Source organism: Sorangium sp. So ce327 (genome assembly GCF_051530205.1).
Classification (GTDB): domain Bacteria; phylum Myxococcota_A; class Polyangia; order Polyangiales; family Polyangiaceae; genus Sorangium; species Sorangium cellulosum_B.
On record NZ_CP150330.1, the window covers coordinates 5,628,649 to 5,645,708 of the forward strand.

General features: G+C 70.7%; 14 protein-coding genes. 9 read left to right on the plus strand and 5 right to left on the minus strand.

The window, feature by feature from the left end:
* Nucleotides 1–16: 16 nt before the first annotated feature.
* The 8 genes from WME95_RS21075 (at nucleotide 17) to WME95_RS21110 (ending at nucleotide 10,034) form a co-directional block, all read left to right on the plus strand.
* On the plus strand, nucleotides 17–457 hold the full coding sequence (locus WME95_RS21075) for a hypothetical protein (RefSeq protein WP_437910237.1): 441 nt from the start codon (nucleotides 17–19) through the stop codon (nucleotides 455–457).
* A gap of 93 nt (nucleotides 458–550) precedes the next feature.
* The gene (ilvB, locus tag WME95_RS21080; RefSeq protein ID WP_437554136.1) at nucleotides 551–2,260 is read left to right on the plus strand and encodes a biosynthetic-type acetolactate synthase large subunit; all 1,710 of its coding nucleotides are present in this window, start codon (nucleotides 551–553) and stop codon (nucleotides 2,258–2,260) included.
* Nucleotides 2,261–2,397: 137 nt separating this feature from the next.
* Nucleotides 2,398–2,946, plus strand: a complete 549-nt coding sequence (ilvN, locus tag WME95_RS21085; RefSeq protein ID WP_437554138.1) for an acetolactate synthase small subunit — start codon at nucleotides 2,398–2,400, stop codon at nucleotides 2,944–2,946.
* A 93-nt stretch (nucleotides 2,947–3,039) separates the two neighbouring features.
* Complete coding sequence (gene ilvC / locus WME95_RS21090) at nucleotides 3,040–4,053, plus strand: ketol-acid reductoisomerase (protein WP_012236362.1); 1,014 nt, start codon at nucleotides 3,040–3,042, stop codon at nucleotides 4,051–4,053.
* Nucleotides 4,054–4,087: 34 nt separating this feature from the next.
* Entirely contained in the window at nucleotides 4,088–5,782 is a 1,695-nt protein-coding gene (locus tag WME95_RS21095; RefSeq protein WP_437554141.1) for a 2-isopropylmalate synthase, read from the plus strand.
* Nucleotides 5,783–5,865: 83 nt separating this feature from the next.
* Complete coding sequence (gene cimA / locus WME95_RS21100; RefSeq protein ID WP_437910240.1) at nucleotides 5,866–7,512, plus strand: citramalate synthase; 1,647 nt, start codon at nucleotides 5,866–5,868, stop codon at nucleotides 7,510–7,512.
* Nucleotides 7,509–8,573, plus strand: a complete 1,065-nt coding sequence (leuB, locus tag WME95_RS21105; protein ID WP_437554146.1) for a 3-isopropylmalate dehydrogenase — start codon at nucleotides 7,509–7,511, stop codon at nucleotides 8,571–8,573. The genes cimA and leuB overlap by 4 nt, the downstream gene beginning before the upstream one ends.
* 936 nt (nucleotides 8,574–9,509) lie before the next feature.
* The gene (locus WME95_RS21110; RefSeq protein ID WP_437910242.1) at nucleotides 9,510–10,034 is read left to right on the plus strand and encodes a hypothetical protein; all 525 of its coding nucleotides are present in this window, start codon (nucleotides 9,510–9,512) and stop codon (nucleotides 10,032–10,034) included.
* 378 nt (nucleotides 10,035–10,412) lie between these two features.
* On the opposite strand, the gene WME95_RS21115 is transcribed toward WME95_RS21110, so the two are convergent.
* Nucleotides 10,413–12,068, minus strand: coding sequence for a serine/threonine-protein kinase (locus tag WME95_RS21115; protein WP_437554150.1), 1,656 nt, complete (start codon nucleotides 12,066–12,068; stop codon nucleotides 10,413–10,415).
* 438 nt (nucleotides 12,069–12,506) lie between these two features.
* Here WME95_RS21115 and dusB point away from each other — a divergent pair, with 438 nt between their 5' ends.
* Nucleotides 12,507–13,493, plus strand: a complete 987-nt coding sequence (gene dusB, locus WME95_RS21120) for a tRNA dihydrouridine synthase DusB (RefSeq protein WP_437910244.1) — start codon at nucleotides 12,507–12,509, stop codon at nucleotides 13,491–13,493.
* Between the two features lie 42 nt (nucleotides 13,494–13,535).
* Here the strand turns inward: dusB and WME95_RS21125 are convergent, their stop codons facing one another.
* The 4 genes from WME95_RS21125 to WME95_RS21140 all read right to left on the minus strand — a co-directional run bounded on the left by WME95_RS21125 (nucleotide 13,536) and on the right by WME95_RS21140 (nucleotide 16,948).
* The gene (locus WME95_RS21125) at nucleotides 13,536–15,041 is read right to left on the minus strand and encodes an HAD-IG family 5'-nucleotidase (protein ID WP_437910246.1); all 1,506 of its coding nucleotides are present in this window, start codon (nucleotides 15,039–15,041) and stop codon (nucleotides 13,536–13,538) included.
* A 140-nt stretch (nucleotides 15,042–15,181) separates the two neighbouring features.
* The gene (locus WME95_RS21130) at nucleotides 15,182–15,748 is read right to left on the minus strand and encodes an STAS domain-containing protein (RefSeq protein ID WP_437910248.1); all 567 of its coding nucleotides are present in this window, start codon (nucleotides 15,746–15,748) and stop codon (nucleotides 15,182–15,184) included.
* 7 nt (nucleotides 15,749–15,755) lie between these two features.
* Entirely contained in the window at nucleotides 15,756–16,322 is a 567-nt protein-coding gene (locus WME95_RS21135) for a SpoIIE family protein phosphatase (RefSeq protein ID WP_437554158.1), read from the minus strand.
* Complete coding sequence (locus WME95_RS21140) at nucleotides 16,319–16,948, minus strand: ATP-binding protein (RefSeq protein WP_437910250.1); 630 nt, start codon at nucleotides 16,946–16,948, stop codon at nucleotides 16,319–16,321. Before WME95_RS21140 ends, WME95_RS21135 begins: the two co-directional genes overlap by 4 nt.
* Between the last annotated feature and the right edge of the window lie 112 nt (nucleotides 16,949–17,060).

Consider the following 17,060-nt stretch of genomic DNA (forward strand, 5'->3'; position numbering starts at 1 on the left):
CGTCGAAGGAGGATCAGTGAGCAAGGAACATTCGAGGAAAAATCGGGAGGACGCCTCGATCGAGGCCGTCGGCCAGCGCATCGCGGAGCTCGCCGAGCTCGTCGCCGCGGGATGTGGGGTGCCCGTCGCGTCGAGCGCCGTGCGAGAGGAGTTCGAGGCGCTCGTCGACGAGATCCGCGCCCGAGCCAGCGGGGGCGCCGTCCGCGCGCCCCAGCGATCCTCGACGCACCTCAAGGGCGCGCGCCCGCACGGCGACGCCGCGGAGGCCTCGTTCGAGTTCCACGCTGACCCGCCCTCCGCGCGCTCCGACGTGGATCAGCGCGCCAAGCCGGCGAGCGCGCCGGGCAGCTCGCGCGTCGTGTCGCTCGACGACGCGCGCAGGGTGCTCGACGCGCTCCGCCGCGAGGAGAGCAGCGGCGGCGGCCCTCGGGAGGATCTGCAGCGCGCGATCGCCTAAGTTGCTGAGCCTCTGAGAAACGGCGGAACCCCGCGGCCAAGGCGCCCCCATGGGCCCCACCTTCACCCGCGTGACTCGATGGAGTCGGGAATTATGAAACGAACCGGTGCACAGATTATCTGGGAAGTCCTCGTCCGCGAAGGCGTGGACGTGGTCTTTGGCTATCCGGGCGGCGCGATCATGCCCGCCTACGACACGATCCTCGGTTACCCGATCCGCCATGTGCTCGTCCGGCACGAGCAGGGCGCGGCGCACATGGCAGACGGGTACGCCCGCGCCTCGGGCAAGGTCGGCGTGTGCGTCGCCACCTCGGGGCCGGGCGCGACGAACCTCGTCACCGGGATCGCGACGGCGATGCTCGACTCCTCGCCGATCGTCTGTATCACCGGGCAGGTGCCGTCCAAGCTGCTCGGGACCGACGCGTTCCAGGAGACGGACATCACGGGCGTCACCCTGCCCATCACCAAGCACAACTACCTCGTGACCGACGTCCGGGACATCGCCCCTGCCCTGCGCGAGGCGTTCTACATCGCGCGCTCGGGCCGGCCGGGCCCTGTGCTCGTGGACATCACCAAGGACGCCCAGCAGGCGTCGATCGACTTCGAGCCGCCGAAGGGCGAGGTCCGCTTGCCCGGCTACCGCCCCTCGCACCACGCCGTCCAGACGGACATCGAGAAGGCGATCGACCTCATCGACGAGGCCGAGCGGCCGCTCATCCTGGCCGGTCAGGGCATCGTCAGGGCCGAGGCGACGCGCGAGCTCCTCGCCTTCGTGGAGAAGACAGGGATCCCCGTCGCCTCCACGCTGCTCGGCCTCGGCGGCTTCCCGGCGACACACCCCCTCAGCCTCGGCATGATGGGGATGCACGGCGAGGCGTGGGTGAACACCGCCATCCAGGAGGCCGACCTCCTCATCGCGCTCGGGATGCGCTTCGACGACCGCGTGACCGGCAACCTCAAGACCTACGCCGTCAAAGCGAAGAAGATCCACGTCGAGATCGACCGGTCCGAGATCAACAAGAATGTCAAGATCGATGTCGGCCTGATCGGCGACGTCCGGGACACGCTGCTGTCGCTCATCCCCGGGTGCAAGCAGCGCAACCGGGGCCCGTGGGTCGAGCGCATCAACCTGCTGAAGGGCGACTCGGCGGTCCGTGACATTCAACAATTGCCGTACAACGACAAATTGTACGCCGCGCACGTGATGCACGACCTCTGGCGGCTCACCGACGGCAAGGCGCTTGTGGTAACCGACGTCGGCCAGCACCAGATGTGGGAAGCGCAGTACTACAAGCACGATCACCCGCGGAAGCTCATCACCTCCGGCGGGCTCGGCACGATGGGCTTCTCCCTGCCGGCGGCGATCGGCGCGCGCTTCGCGAAGCCGGAGGACGAGATCTGGGTCGTCGTGGGCGACGGCGGCTTCCAGATGACCGCGTGCGAGCTCTCGACCTGCGCGCAGGAGGGGCTCAAGGTCCACGTGGCCGTCATCAACAACGGCTACCTCGGCATGGTGCGGCAGTGGCAGGAGTTCTTCTACAACCGGCGCTACTCGGCGACCCCGATGCGCAGCCCGGATTTCGTGAAGCTCGCCGAGGCCCACGGGCTGACCGGCATCCGCGTCACGAAGCGCGAGGAGATCGCCGCGGCCGTGGAGCGCGCCCGCGCCACGCCGGGCACCGTGGTCGTCGACTTCCGCGTGGAGCAGGAGGATAGCGTCTATCCGATGGTCCCCGCCGGCGCCGACCTGAACGACATGATCCGGCGCCCGAGCCCCATCGTGGAGACCGGGGAGGACCCGTGAACGCGCCAGCAGACCCACGCGCCCTGGGCGCGCGCTCCAGCGTGAGCGTGCGCCCGTCGGACGGGCGGGGCGCGCCCGAGCGCGCCGCGGCCGGAGCCGGGCGCACCACAGACAAGAGGGACTTTCAAGAGGCATCCATGGATCGACCCATCCTGCGCACGTTCATCGCCTACGTCGAAGACCGCCCCGGCGTGCTCAACCGCGTCGCGTCCCTCTTCCGGCGGCGCGCCTACAACATCGAGTCGCTGAGCGTCGGGCGCACCCACATCGCCGGGATCTCGCGCCTGACCCTGGTCCTCGAGGCGGACGAGGACGGAGCGCGGCGCCTGGAGGCGAACCTCTACAAGCTGGTCAACACCCTCTGGGTCCGGGACGTCACCCACACCGCCTCGGTCGCGCGCGACCTCGCGCTCATCAAGGTGAAGGCGGACGCGACGAGCCGGGCGCAGGTGCTCCAGCTCTGCGAGGTGTTCCGCGCGCGCACCGTCGATGTCGCCCCAGAGGCGCTGACCATCGAGATCACCGGGACCGGCGACAAGATCGAGGGCCTGCTCGAGGTGCTCCGCCCGTTCGGGATCATCGAGATGGTGCGGACAGGGATGATCGTGATGACCCGCGGCGCCGAGGAGGCCGAGGCCAGGTTCGACTCGATCCCCGTGCGCACGGCCGAGAACGGCGCCACCTGACGGCGCGAGACGGTGTAAATAGCGCGCGCGAGACGTGAACGACGTGAAGGACGGGAGCCGCGAGGTGCGGGTCCCGGTTGTAAGGAGAGAGAGATGGCTAAGATTTTTTACGATAACGACGCGGATCTTTCGCTCATCCAGAGCAAGAAGGTCGCGATCGTGGGCTATGGCTCCCAGGGGCACGCGCACGCGCTGAACCTGCGCGACAGCGGCGTCACGGTGATCGTCGCCCTGCCCGAGGGCAGCAAGAGCCGGCCCAAGGCGCAGGCCGCGGGGCTGCAGGTGGCCACGGTGTCCGAGGCCGCGAAGGCCGCCGACGTCATCATGATCCTCGCCCCCGACACGTCGCAGGCGCGCATCTACAACGAGCAGATCGCGCCGCACCTCGGCCCGGGCAAGACGCTCATGTTCGCGCACGGGTTCAACATCCGCTTCAACACGATCACGCCCCCCCCGTCGGTCGACGTGTCGATGATCGCCCCGAAGGGCCCCGGCCACCGGGTGCGCGAGACGTTCGAGGCCGGCGGCGGCGTCCCGGCCCTCCTCGCCGTCCACCAGGACGCGAGCGGCAAGGCGGAGGCCCAGGCGCTCGCCTACGCGAAGGGCATCGGCGCGACGCGCGCCGGGGTGCTCCTCACGACGTTCGCGGAGGAGACCGAGACCGACCTCTTCGGCGAGCAGGCGGTGCTCTGCGGCGGCGCGAGCGAGCTCGTGAAGGCCGGCTTCGAGACGCTCGTCAACGCCGGCTACCAGCCGGAGATCGCGTACTTCGAGTGTCTGCATGAGCTCAAGCTCATCGTCGACCTCATGTACCGCGGCGGCCTCAACTACATGCGGTACTCGATCAGCGACACCGCCGAGCACGGCGACTACGTGTCGGGCCCGCGGGTCATCACCGACAAGACGCGCGAGGAGATGAAGCGCATCCTCGCCGAGATCCAGAGCGGCGAGTTCGCGCGCAAGTGGATCGCGGAGAACGAGGCGGGCCGGCCGAAGTTCGAGGCGACGCGGGCGAAGGAGCGGGAGCAGCGGCTCGAGATCGTGGGCGCCAACCTGCGCAAGATGATGCCGTTCATCGATCCCGTCACCATCAAGCCCGGCGACTGAGCCTCTCCACTCGTGGGAGGCGGCGGAGAACACCATGCCTGAGATGATTGCGAATCAAGCGATGCCCCCGTCCGATTACGTCCGCATCTTCGACACGACGCTGCGCGACGGCGAGCAGTCGCCGGGCGCGACGATGACATCGTCGGAGAAGCTCGAGATCGCGCTCGCGCTGGCGAAGCTCGGCGTCGACGTCATCGAGACGGGCTTCCCCGCCGCTTCCCCCGACGATCTGCTCGCCGTCCAGACGATCGCCGAGCGCGTGGGCGCGGCCGCGGTCCCCGGCCGCCCCGCCGCGACCCCGCCGATCATCTGCGCCCTCGCCCGCGCCACCAAGGTCGACATCGACAAGGCGTGGGAGGGCGTCGCCCGGGCCGCGCACCCCCGCATCCACACCTTCCTCGCCACGAGCGACATCCACCTCAAGCACAAGCTCCGGATGACCCGGGCCGAGGTGCTCGACCGCGTGCGGGCCATGGTCGCCTACGCGCGCGACCTGTGCGCCGACGTGGAGTTCAGCCCCGAGGACGCCGGCCGGAGCGAGCCGGAGTTCCTCTACCAGGTGCTCGAGGCCGCGATCGCCGCCGGGGCCACCACGCTCAACATCCCGGACACCGTCGGGTACACCATCCCGAGCGAGTTCGGCGCGCTCATCGCCGGGATCCGCAAGAACGTCCCGGGGATCGACCGCGCCATCGTCTCGGTCCACTGCCACAACGACCTCGGGCTCGCGACGGCCAACGCGCTGGAGGGCATCCGCGCGGGCGCGCGCCAGGCCGAGGTGACCATCAACGGCATCGGCGAGCGCGCCGGCAACACCGCGCTCGAGGAGATCGTCATGGCGCTCGCCACGCGCCGGGCCGTCTTCGGGCTGCGCACCGGGATCGACACGACCCAGATCGCCACCGTGAGCCGCCTCGTCAGCGCGGCCACGGGCTTCAACGTCCAGCCGAACAAGGCGATCGTCGGCGCCAACGCCTTCGCGCACGAGTCGGGCATCCACCAGGACGGGATGCTCAAGCACCAGGAGACGTACGAGATCATGCGGCCGGAGATGGTCGGGGTGACGCAGACCCGGCTCGTCCTCGGCAAGCACTCGGGCAGGCACGCGCTCCGCAACCGGCTGGAGGAGCTCGGCTACCACCTCGACGAGGCCCAGCTGGCGGCGGCGTTCGCCAGCTTCAAGGCGCTCGCGGACAAGAAGAAGCACGTCACCGATCCCGACATCGAGGCGATCGTCTCGACCACGCGGGCGCAGGCCGACGATCTCTACACGCTCGACGCGCTCCAGGTCGCCTGCGGGAGCACTGGCATGCCCACCGCCACCGTCCGCCTCCGCGGGCCGGACGGGGCGCTGCACGTCCGCGCCGCGATCGGCACCGGACCGGTGGACGCCGCCTACCGGGCGATCGACGAGATCGTCCGCGTGCCGAGCAGCCTCCTCGAGTTCTCGGTGCACGCGGTGACCGAGGGCATCGACGCGCTCGGCGAGGTGAGCGTCCGCGTCCGGGCGGACGCGACGTCGAGCAAGCGGCACCCGCAGCACGACGCCGCGGCGCGGGTCTTCCACGGCCACGGCGCTGACACCGACATCCTGGTGGCCAGCGCGAAGGCGTACCTCACCGCCCTGAACCGGCTCCTCGCGACCTACGGCGTCGAGCCCAAGGACGACGCGGCGGCGTCAGAGAGCAACCAGAGCGGCCACGGCGCCGCCGTCGAGACCGCGAGGTAGGGCCGTGCGCCGAGCGCAGGAGGCCCCCCAGGGGGGCGACGAGCTCGGCGACCCGATCTCGCTGCACAAGGAAGTCGAACCTTATGAATCCGCCTCATAACGGCGCGGAGCAGGGCGCCCGCCCCTCGGACCGCGTCGACGTCTACGACACAACGCTACGGGACGGCACCCAGCGCGAGGGCATCTCGCTCGCGTGCGAGGACAAGCTGCACATCGCGCGCCACCTCGACGCGTTCGGCCTGGCCTTCATCGAGGGCGGGTGGCCCGGCTCGAACCCGAAGGACGCGCAGTTCTTCGAGCGGGCGAAGGACATCGAGTGGAAGCACGCGAAGATCGCCGCGTTCGGCTCGACGCGCCGGGCCTCGCTGGCCCCCGAGGACGACCCCGGGCTGCGCGCGCTGCTCGCCGCCGGGACGAGCGTCTGCACGATCTTCGGCAAGAGCTCGGTCCAGCACGTGACGGCGGTGCTGCGCACGACGCTCGACGAGAACCTCCGGATGATCGAGGAGACCATCGCCTTCCTGCGCGCGCACGGCCGCCGCGTGATCTACGACGCCGAGCACTTCTTCGACGGGTTCGCGCTCGACCGGTCGTACGCGACCGAGACGCTGCGCGCCGCCGTGCGCGGCGGGGCGGAGGTGGTCACGCTCTGCGACACGAACGGCGGCTCGATGCCCTGGCAGATCGAGGCGATCGTGGCCGAGATGAAGGCGGCGCTGGGCCACCCGCTCGGCATCCACGCCCACAACGACGGCGAGTGCGCGGTCGCCAACTCGATCGCCGCCGTGCGCGCGGGCGCCCGCCACGTCCAGGGCACCATCAACGGCTACGGCGAGCGCTGCGGGAACGCGAACCTCTGCGCGATCATCCCGAACCTGGAGCTGAAGCTCGACCTCCGGGCGCTCCCGGACGGGGCGCTCCGCGGGCTCACCGAGCTCTCGCACTACGTCGCCGAGGTGGCGAACCTCTCCCCCGACGATCACATGGCCTACGTCGGGCGGAGCGCCTTCGCGCACAAGGGCGGCGTGCACGTCGCGGCGATGCGGCGCGAGCCTGCGTCCTACCAGCACATCGATCCCGCGCTCGTCGGCAACGCGATGCGGACCGTGGTCAGCGAGCTGTCGGGCCGCGGCAACCTCCTCAGCAAGGCCGAGGAGTTCGGGCTCGAGGTGCCGACGGGCGCCGAGGTCGAGGTGCTGGAGCAGATCAAGGAGCGCGAGGCGCGCGGCTCGTCGTTCGAGGCGGCCGAGGCGTCCGTCGCGCTGCTGCTCCGCCGGAGCGCGCCGGGCTACAAGCCGCCGTTCCGGCTGCTCGACTTCAAGGTCATCGCGGGCCAGCGCGAGGGCGTCGGCACCTTCGCCGAGGCGATGATCAAGATCGCGGTCGACGACGAGGTGGTGATCACGGCGGCCGAGGGGTCCGGCCCTGTCAACGCGCTCGACGGCGCGCTCCGCAAGGCGCTCGCGCCCGTGTTCCCGGCCGTGCGTGACATCCAGCTCGTCGACTACAAGGTGCGTATCCTCGACGGGCGCGACGGCACCTCAGCCACGACGCGCGTGCTCATCAACAGCCGCGACGCGCACCGCCAGTGGAGCACCGTCGGCGCGTCGACGAACATCATCGATGCGTCCTGGCATGCGCTCGCGGACGGGATCGAGTATGGGCTCACGCTCGCAGCGAGAGAGCCACAGCAGTACACATCCACGTTGCCTGCCAGCGAGGTCGCATGAAGGCCAATATCGTTCTTTTGCCCGGCGACGGCATCGGCGTCGAAGTGGTCGCCGAAACCCGCGCCACCCTCGACGCTGTCGCCGCCCAGTTCGGCCACAGCTTCAGCTACTCGGAGCACCTCATCGGCGGGTGCGCCATCGACGCGACCGGCACGGCGCTGACGCAGGAGACGCTCGACGCGTGCCGCGCGGCGGACGCCGTCCTGCTCGGCGCCGTCGGCGGCCCCAAGTGGGACAACCCGAGCGCGAGCGTCCGCCCCGAGCAGGGGCTGCTCGCGCTGCGCCAGGGGCTCGGCCTGTACGCCAACCTGCGGCCGATCCGCCTGTTCCCCGAGCTCATCCAGGCCTCTCCCCTCAAGGCAGAGCGGCTCGCGGACGTCGACATCCTGGTCGTCCGTGAGCTGACGGGCGGGCTCTACTTCGGCAAGCCGCGCCTCCGCGAGGAGGTGAACGGGCGCCGGCGCGCGGTCGACACGCTCGAGTACACGGACGAGGAGATCCAGCGCGTCGTCGAGCTCGCGTTCCGCCTCGCGTCGTCGCGCAGGCGCCTCGTCACGTCCGTCGACAAGGCGAACGTCCTCGAGTCGTCGCGGCTCTGGCGCACGGTGGCGACCGAGGTCGCCGCCCGCCACCCGGAGATCCGCATCGAGCACCAGCTCGTCGACTCGTGCGCGATGCGGCTCATCACCGCGGCCGCGGCGTTCGACGTCATCGTCACCGAGAACATGTTCGGCGACATCCTGACCGACGAGGCCGCCGTGCTCGCCGGCTCGCTGGGGCTCTGCCCGAGCGCGTCGCTGGGCGATGGGACGCGCGGGGTCTACGAGCCGATCCATGGCTCGGCGCCCGACATCGCCGGCAAGGGGCTCGCCAACCCGATCGGGACGATCTTGAGCGCCGCGATGCTGCTCCGGCACTCGCTGCGGCTCGACAAGGAGGCGGCCGTGCTCGAGCGCGCGGTGGCGCAAGCCATCGCCGGCGGCGCACGGACGGCGGACCTCGGCGGCAAGCTGTCGACCCAGGGGATGGGCGAGGCGGTCCGCGCGAAGCTCGCGGGCTGAGCGCCCCCTCCAGGCGGCCTCGGGCGAGCCCCTCACCGGGGCTCGCCGCGCGCGATCTACGGCGCGCTCGACGGCGCGATCGCGCTCTTCTCGCCCCCTTCCCTGCACGGCCATCGACGCGTGGACACAAGGCCCCTTCGCGGGCCGCTCCTACGCGTTGCTCCCAGGCTGTCCAGTCCACCGCTTTCCTCGCTCGAATCCATCGCTCTTCGCCTCCGGCCATCGACCAGGACGGGACGATATGTGTCGTGGACGGGTCCGAGGGTGGCCCTGACGATCTCTGGTCGAACCGCGGGAGCATGGGCTCAGGAGACGCAATCGCGTGGATCTCCCCCCATCCCGCTCCACGCTGGAGATCCTGGCGAACGACACGATCGCGCGCGCCTTCATGAAGCATCCTGCGCCGCGGGACGCCACGCTCGCGGCCGACGCCTGGGTGCTCCGCTCCATCCGATTCATCTCCGTTGATCGAGCTGTTCGCATTCGAGGCACCGCTCCCGAAGCCTCATAAGGACAGGCCTTCCCGCGCCCGGTCCTCGCCAGCATCGCAGTCCGGCGCGCTCGCGCTCCTCCGCGCTGGCCAACCAGAGCGACGGCGCCGCGTCCGGCGCCCTGCATCTGCGAAGAGCGCGCGCAGCCCCCGGAGCACGTGGGAGGCCGGCGAGCGCCGCGCAGCCGCGGCTTGCGCTCTCTCGAGCGGCCGCGGCTCGCTCCCTCCCGGAAGGAGCGCGTGACGCTTCCCTCGCGGCGCGCACGGCCCCGCAGAAAGCGTCCATGGTGTCTCAGGTGTCCTTTCTGCGGTAATCGACATCACCTCCCGAACACCACACATGATCGTGCGGCGGGGGATCTCAGGTCCCCGCGTGTCAAAGCTCGTCGCCATGACGGGCGATGACTCCATTCGACATGGATTGATGTGCACAGGAGAACGGGAACATGAGCCAATTGACGAAGTTCGCATCGCTCATCGCCCTCTCGACGGCCCTCTCCGCGGCCGGTTGCATGGCCGAGGCGACGACGTCGGGCGCGCCCACCGACGACGTGATGAGCGAGACCGACGAGGCGAAGCAGGCGTTCCAGGCCGAAGAGACGGATTCCGCTGATCAGGAGTCGACCGCGAATCCGGCGATGGACGAGAGTGCCACGGACCCCAGCGCAGCAAGCGCCAGCGCGCCGGCCCCCGGCGCGCCCGATGTCGGCGCCGTGGACCCCGGCTCGGCGACCCCGACTGGCGAGGAGGGCGTCGGCGAGAAGCCCGATGCGGCGCGCTGGTGGGGCGGCGGCTGGGGTTGGGGTCGGCCCGGCTGGGGCTGGGGCGGCGGCTGGGGCTTCCGGCCCTGGGGCTGGGGCGGCGGCTGGGGCTTCCGGCCCTGGGGCTGGGGCGGCTGGGGCTTCCGGCCCTGGGGCGGCTGGGGCGGCGGCTGCGGCTGGGGCGGCTGGGGCGGCGGCTGCGGCTGGTAGGACGCCGCGCTAGCACGGTTCGCTTGAGAAGGCCCTGCTGACGCCCGCTTCGCGCCCCTGGTGCGGCGCCGCCGCGGCTCGGTCCTCGCCACGGCAGACGCTGGCAAGGGGTCATGAGCGGACGATGACGCTTCGGGCCCCCTTGACGGGTCGAGGCTCCCTCACGCGGCCGCGGAGGGGGTCTCGACCGCCACCGCGGTGCCCCTGGATCGCCCGCACGGGTCTGCGAGCGGTCCCGGGGCACCCGGGATCAGGCGTCGGCCTCGGCGAGGCTCGGGACGCGGCTCACGAGGAAGCGAGTCGTCGTGTAGCACCACCACGTGCCCCCCATGCAGGTGAGATAGGAGGCCGCGCGCGCGGCGCGACGGCGCGCTGGCTCTATCGAGCGGAGGCCGTCCGCGTCGAGCCCCCGCGCGCCGCGGTGGGGCGCTCGGGCGGCGCTTCCGGGCGGCCGAGCTTCTCCGCGCGCTCGGTCACCCAGAAGCGCTCCGCGTCGGCCGCGGTCCAGGCAGACTCGTCGAGCAGCGGGAGGAGCGCATCGGACAGCGCCCGCGCGCTCTGGAAACGGTGGCGCGGGTCCTTGGCGAGGCACCGCAGGACGAGGCGGTCGACCGCGCGAGGGACGGTCGGGCCGCGCCGCACCGACGGCGCGAGGGGCGCCTTCGTCATGTGGGCGGCGAAGAGCTGCCCCGACGACGAGCCCTCGAACGGCAGCTCCCCGGTGAGCAGGAAGTAGAGCGTGCCCCCGAGCGAGTAGATGTCGCTGCGCGCATCCGCCCGATCGCCGCGACACACCTCCGGTGCCATGTAGGCGGGCGTCCCGCAGAGCATGCCGCTGTTCGTGAGCTCGGCGTCGCGGCCGCCCTCGACCATCCGCGCGACGCCGAAGTCGAGCAGCTTGAGGAAGTCGTGATCGTCGCCAACGCGGGTGACGAAGAGGTTCTGCGGCTTGATGTCCCGGTGGATGATCCCGGCCTCGTGCGCCTCGATGAGCGAGCGGCAGGCCTGCAGGGCGAAGCGCAGGGCGCGCGCCACGGGCATGGGGCCGTAGCTACGCACGATCGCGGCGAGATCGGCCCCGCGCAGGTGCTCCATGGCGATGTAGTAGATGCCGTCGTCGCTCGCTCCGAAGTCGAAGATCCGGATGGTGTGAGGATCGCTGAGCTTGCTCGCCGCGTGCGCCTCTTGCTCGAAGCGCTTCGGCACCGCCGGGTCCGGCGCGTCCCGCGTCCTCAGGAGCTTGAGGGCGACGTCGCGGTGGAGCGTCTCGTCCCACGCGAGCCAGACCTCGCTCATCCCCCCTTTGCCGATCGGCGCCTCGAGCCGGTACCTGCCCAGCTTGCGCGCCTGATAGACCTGCTGCTGCGCGGCCCACACGACGTGGCTCGACAGCGCCCCGATCACCCCCGAGGCAGGGACGAAGATGTAATGGCTCGCGGCCGTGAGCAGCGTCGTCGGATCGAGCCACGCCGCCTGGATGGACGGGGAGAAGATCGCGGCGATGCCCATGGTCGCCGGGAAGGCGAGGAACATCGTCGCAGAGGCGAGGAGCGCCTTGCTGAACGGCGCGGGCACGAGCGCCGTGCGGAGCAGCACGACGATGGAGAGCCCGTGCATGTACGCGCTCGTCAGGCCGCCGAAATCGAGCGCCATCAGCGAGATGAAGATCGCGGCGGTGAGGAACGCGGCCTCGTACCCGAGGAGCACGACGCGCCCCGAGAGCGTCGGGCGCCCCGAGAGCCGGTACACGGCGAGGGAGAGCGCCTGCTCGACGACGCGCAGGACGATGCAGCGCCACACCGGCGCCGCGGGGTACAGCACGGTCGCCATGAACACGTCGACAAGCGTGAACGCCGGCCATATCCAGAGCGCGACCCGGAAAGCGCGCCGGACCGCGCGCCGGACGCTCTCCGTGTCGTGGGCGCCCGGGGCGGTGCGCCGCGTGCCGAGCGGGCGAGTCTCGCGCTCTCTGAGCGTGCGCGCCGCGGCCGAGCGCTCAGCGCGGAGAGCCTCTCGGAGCAGCGCACGCTTCATGGCAATCTCGAGGGTCGCCAGAGCCACGCCGAACGTCAAGCGAGCGTTGTTGGCTTCTCGTGCGGCAGGTTTCCTCGGCCACGATGCCGGGCTGCGCTGCCCGCCGTCTCCCACCCCGGATGTCGTACCAACATGACCGTTCGCCGCCCCACATGCCGTGTTCGTCCGCCGTGCACACACATGCCCGTGAGGTCATGAATCCTGTCAGCGCCTCGGGGGAGCGGCGTGGCGGCACGCCGAGGCGCGGCGAGGTGACCGGGGCGGCTGAGGCCTCGGGTCTCGCTCGTCGCCTTGGCCGCCGGCCCGCGGCGCCGGTCAGGCGAAAGGCGCCGCTCGCGCCTCGGCGCCGCGGGCTCGAGCTCAGCGGGCCCCCTACGCCTCGGGCCGCGGCGGTCGCCCTGGTCAACCGGCCGGATCCATGCTTGAAAGCTCGCCACTGTGCCGCTCTCGCCCGAAAGCTTTCGCCGGCTGTTCGCAAGCCGCCCCGTCGTCCTCGCGCCCATGGAGGACGTGACGGACGCCGTGTTCCGCCGCATCGGCCGGGAGCTCGGCGCCGAGCTGTGCGTGACGGAGTTCGTCAACGTCGAGGGGCTGCTGCGCGGGTGCAAGACCGCGCGGCGCAAGCTCGACCTGGCCGACGGCGACCAGCCGACGGCGATCCAGATCTACGGGGCCAACCCGGAGCGCCTCGCCGAGGCCGCGCGCGTCGCCGAGCAGGCCGGACCGGCGTTCCTGGATATCAACTGCGGCTGCTGGGTGCCGAAGATCGCCGGACGAGGCGCGGGCGCGGGCTGGCTCCGCGATCCGGAGGCGATGGTGGCGATGGCCCGCCTCGTGACGCGCTCGGTCGCGCTCCCGGTCACCGTGAAGACGCGCATCGGCTGGGGACCGGAGTCCCATATGCCGATCGTCGACCTCGCGCGGCGCCTCGAGGACACCGGCGTCGCCGCGCTCACGATCCACTGCCGCACGGCCCAGATGGGGCACAGCGGCGCTGCCGACTGGAGCTGGGCCGCCCGGGCGCGCGAGGTCGTGTCCATCCCTGTCGTGGTGAACGGCGACATCAAGACCGCCGACGACGCGGCCCGCGCCCTCCGCGAGACGGGCTGCGCCGGCGTGATGGTCGGCCGCGCCGCCATCGACCACCCCTGGATCTTCCGCGAGGCCCGGGCCCTCCTCGACGACGGCGTGCACCTCCCGCCGCCGACAGCCGAGGAGCGGCTCGCCCTGTGCCGCGCGCACCTCATCGCGAACACCGAGGCGCGCGGCGAGCTGCACGGCGTGCGCGTGACCCGGCGCCACCTGACCGGCTATCTCCGCGGCCTCCCCGGCGCGTCGGCCCTCCGGCGCGAGCTGCTCTTCTGCGACAGCCTGTCGGGGTGCCTCGACATCCTCGACAGCGCCGCGCAGCGGCTCGCGGCCTGAGGCGCGGCAGCCTGAGGCGTGGCAGGCCGGCGGCGGCGCCGCCTACATGCCCACGGGCGTCGCGTCGTCGACCGGCGCGGGCTCGCCGTTCTGCCGCTCGACGCCCGGAGGCGCGCCCATGGGATCGTGCGGCAGGCTCCCGCGGTGCGAGCGGAGCAGCACGTGAGGCGTTGCCAGGAGGAAATTGGAGACGCGGGACGTGTAGATGTCCGCCGAGCGCTCGATCTGCCGGGCCAGGTGGCTCTTGTCGTTGCCCGTGCGGAGGAGCAGCCCCCACCTCGGGTTCAACGTCTCGGCCGACGCCTTCGCGAGCGGCGCGATCCGCGCGTCGAGCGCCGCGAGGCTCGCCTTGAGCTCGTTCATCTTCGCCTGGATCTCGCCCTCCGTCGCCCCGGCCACCGGCCCGTAGCCGGCGCGCATCCGCTGGAGCTCCAGGCGCAGCCTGGCATAGACGCGCTCCGCGTCCTCCTTCTCCCGCATCCAGAGATCGAGGCGCGCCTCGGCCCCGCGCGCCTCCTCGATCGCGAGGATCTCGTCCTCGAGCTCCCGGATGATGAGCGCCGTCCGCCACCGCAAGGCGCTCTTCGACACATGCACATCCCCATAGATGTGATCGCCGATGTAGAGGATCTCGTCGCCGGACAGCCCCAGGTGGTGCTCGACGAGCCCCGCGTTGCCGCCCAGGTAGTGCCCGCCCACGCGCAACCGGCCGGCCGGGCGCAGGAGGCCATCCTCCGTGACCACCTCGAAGAGCGGGCTGCGGCTCGAGAAGAACTCCGGCTTCCGCGCGGAGACGATGACCACGTCGAACAGGTCGCGCCACGTCATGCCCCCCGGCAGGAAGCGGTCGAACGCGTAGCTCATCATCGCGCGCGTGTAGACCCACTCCGAGTTCGTGATCAGGACGAGCTTCTTGCCCGCCTCCCGCTGGTCGAGCAGCGTGAGCGGGATCTCCGGATCGAGCAGCACGAACCGCTCCGGATCCCCGATGATCTCGGCCTTCAGCTGCCCCTCCATGTGCGTCGCGTCGAGGCGATCCTTCACGCGGCGATAGAGGTCGCTGTAGCCGAGCACCTCGGGCAGCCGGCGCTGATCGAGCAGATCGACCAGCTTCGCGTACATGCACCCCTCCGACAGCGAGAAGAGCGTGTTCAGGAAGACGTAGCGCCCGTCCGCGAGGTCGACGATCGTCCGCGCGTAGGTCGCGCGCTGGGTCTCGAAGTCGATCGGCTTCGTGCCGTGGAAGGCCCGCTTCACGTAGCCGAACCGATTCACCTTGAGCAGATTGCCGAGCTCGGTGTCCAGGATGAGCCCTCGGATCACGAGGTCCGGCTCGAACGTCAGGTCCCCGACCGGCCAGCCCTCGCTCTCCAGGAGATGCCGGAGGTGCTCATAGGCCCGACGCTCCCACGCCTCCACACGGTAGTGGATCAGCGTGTAATCCATGTCGTATCCGATCGCCTTGATCGAACGGAGATTCAGCGTCCGGTTGCAGAAGATCCCCCGCTGCTTGGGCGGCGGGGCGGCGAGGCAATCCAGCTTGTCCATGGTGATCGCCCGGAGAGCGGTCGTGAGGCATACCAGGGACCCACGGCGTTGCCCACCCGGACAATCACCGTCACCCCGCCGTCAGGAGGGCGCGTTCGGCGTGTCGATGTCGTCGTAGACGTAGACGCGCACGCGCGTCCTCAGCGGCGCCTGAGCCGGCTCTTCGCGCTCTGCCGCCGATCGATGCTCGTCGTGGGCCGCGCGGACCGCCCGTTCGTCGGCGCTCGGCGGGAGTCGCCGCGGTCGTCCGCCTCCCACCCGTCGTCTTCCTCGTCTTCCTCGTCCTCGTCGTCGAACAGGTCGTCGTCGTCCTCGTCGTCGTCGTCCTCGTCGCGCGCCTCGGCCCGGCGCACCTCGAGCCCGAGCATCGTGAGCGCCTGCTCGAGCGTCAGCGCCGTCTTCACGGCCTCGAGCTCGACCCCCATGGCCTGGAGCGTCATCGCTATCTCGGGGCTCAGCCCGGACAGGATGGTCGGTGTGCCCATGAGCCGCGCGGCGGAGGCCAGGTTCGAGAGCACCGCGCACAGGTGGCTATCCATGATCCAGACGGCCGTGAGATCGATGACCAGCCCCTTCGCGCCGCTCTCGTGGATGGCCCGCAGCACCTCGGTGTTCAGCTGCTCCGCGAGGTCATCGGTCACGTCCCCCTGGATGGGCACCAGGATCCGGTCCCACAGGTTGATGATGGGAAGGCGCTTGAGCTCCATGGTCATCCTAAGGTTCGATGTCGGCGATCAAGACCGTTGAGTCATCGTGCGAGCGCCGGTGTCGGCTCATGAGGGCGCGGCAGGCATCCGCGGCCTTCATTCCACGAAACAGCGATAGATCGAAGCGAGGGGACACCCCGTCGGTGAACACGACGAGCCGGTCGCCCCGCGCGAGCTGCGCATCGAAGATCCGGACCTTGCTGAGCGATGCGCCGAGGATGCCCGGGCTCTGGAGCCACTGCACGCGCGTGCCGTACGACATCAGCTCGACGTTGCCGATGCCGCAGCCCTGGAGCCGCCCCTCCCGGAAGCGACAGATCATGCCGGCGGCGCCGCGGGTGCCGCGGAGCCGCACGTGGAGACGATCGATGAGGGCGCGGACGTCCTCGCCGCTCGGCGCGTCGGCGAGCGTCTTGAGCGCGACGTTCGCCGCGGCCGCCGCGTGCTCGCCGTGGCCGAGGGCGTCGATGACCGCGAAGAGGACGCCGTCTTCCCCGGCCCGCACGAACGCGGCGTCGCCGCTCACGAGCTCTCCGTCCTTGGGGAGGATCGCGTACTCCACGGAGAGCTTCACAGGTGGACCTCGATCTCCACCCGCGTGCCCTTCGGCCCCGAGTCGATATGAAAGCGATCGGCCAGCCGCTTGACCCCGATGATGCCGCGCCCCATACCGGTCTTGCTCTTGTAGCGCCCGGCGAGGATCTCCTGCAGGTTCTGGATGCCTGCACCCTCATCCACGGCGACGATGAGGAAGCGGACCGGGCTGTCGCGCTGCACCGCGAGTTCGATCGTCCCGCCAGGGGTATAATGGACGATATTTCGCGCGAGCTCGCTGACGATGGTCGCGACCTTGTGCGACGTGAAGCTCTTTGCGCCGGCCGCATCGCAAACGGCCTTCGCGCTCAGGCGCGCCTCGCTGATGTCGGCCTCCACGTTGATGACCATGACCTTCGAGCGCCGCGAAGGTCGTTCGCCGCCAATCGCCGAAATTTCCGACCGGAGCCGACCGAGTCGCGTCGGATCCACATAGAGGCGGGCTCGGCGCTCGATGCTCGGAAGGATGTCGGGGAGGTCGTCGAGCGAGAACGCCTCGGGCTGGATCTCCGCCTCCCGCATGGCCCGGAGCAGGACTCCCTCTGCGTTCATCGCCGAGAGATAGCCGAGCAGGACGTTGAGAATCTGTTCGTGCGCGGGAGTCATCCGGAAAGCGCCTGGACCGGCAGGGTACCGGGGCCCCGGGTCCGCGTCGAGTGCGCGGCGACGGCATCGCCGGGTTCGCCAGCTGTGAGGCGGAAACCGCCGAGCTCCGGCC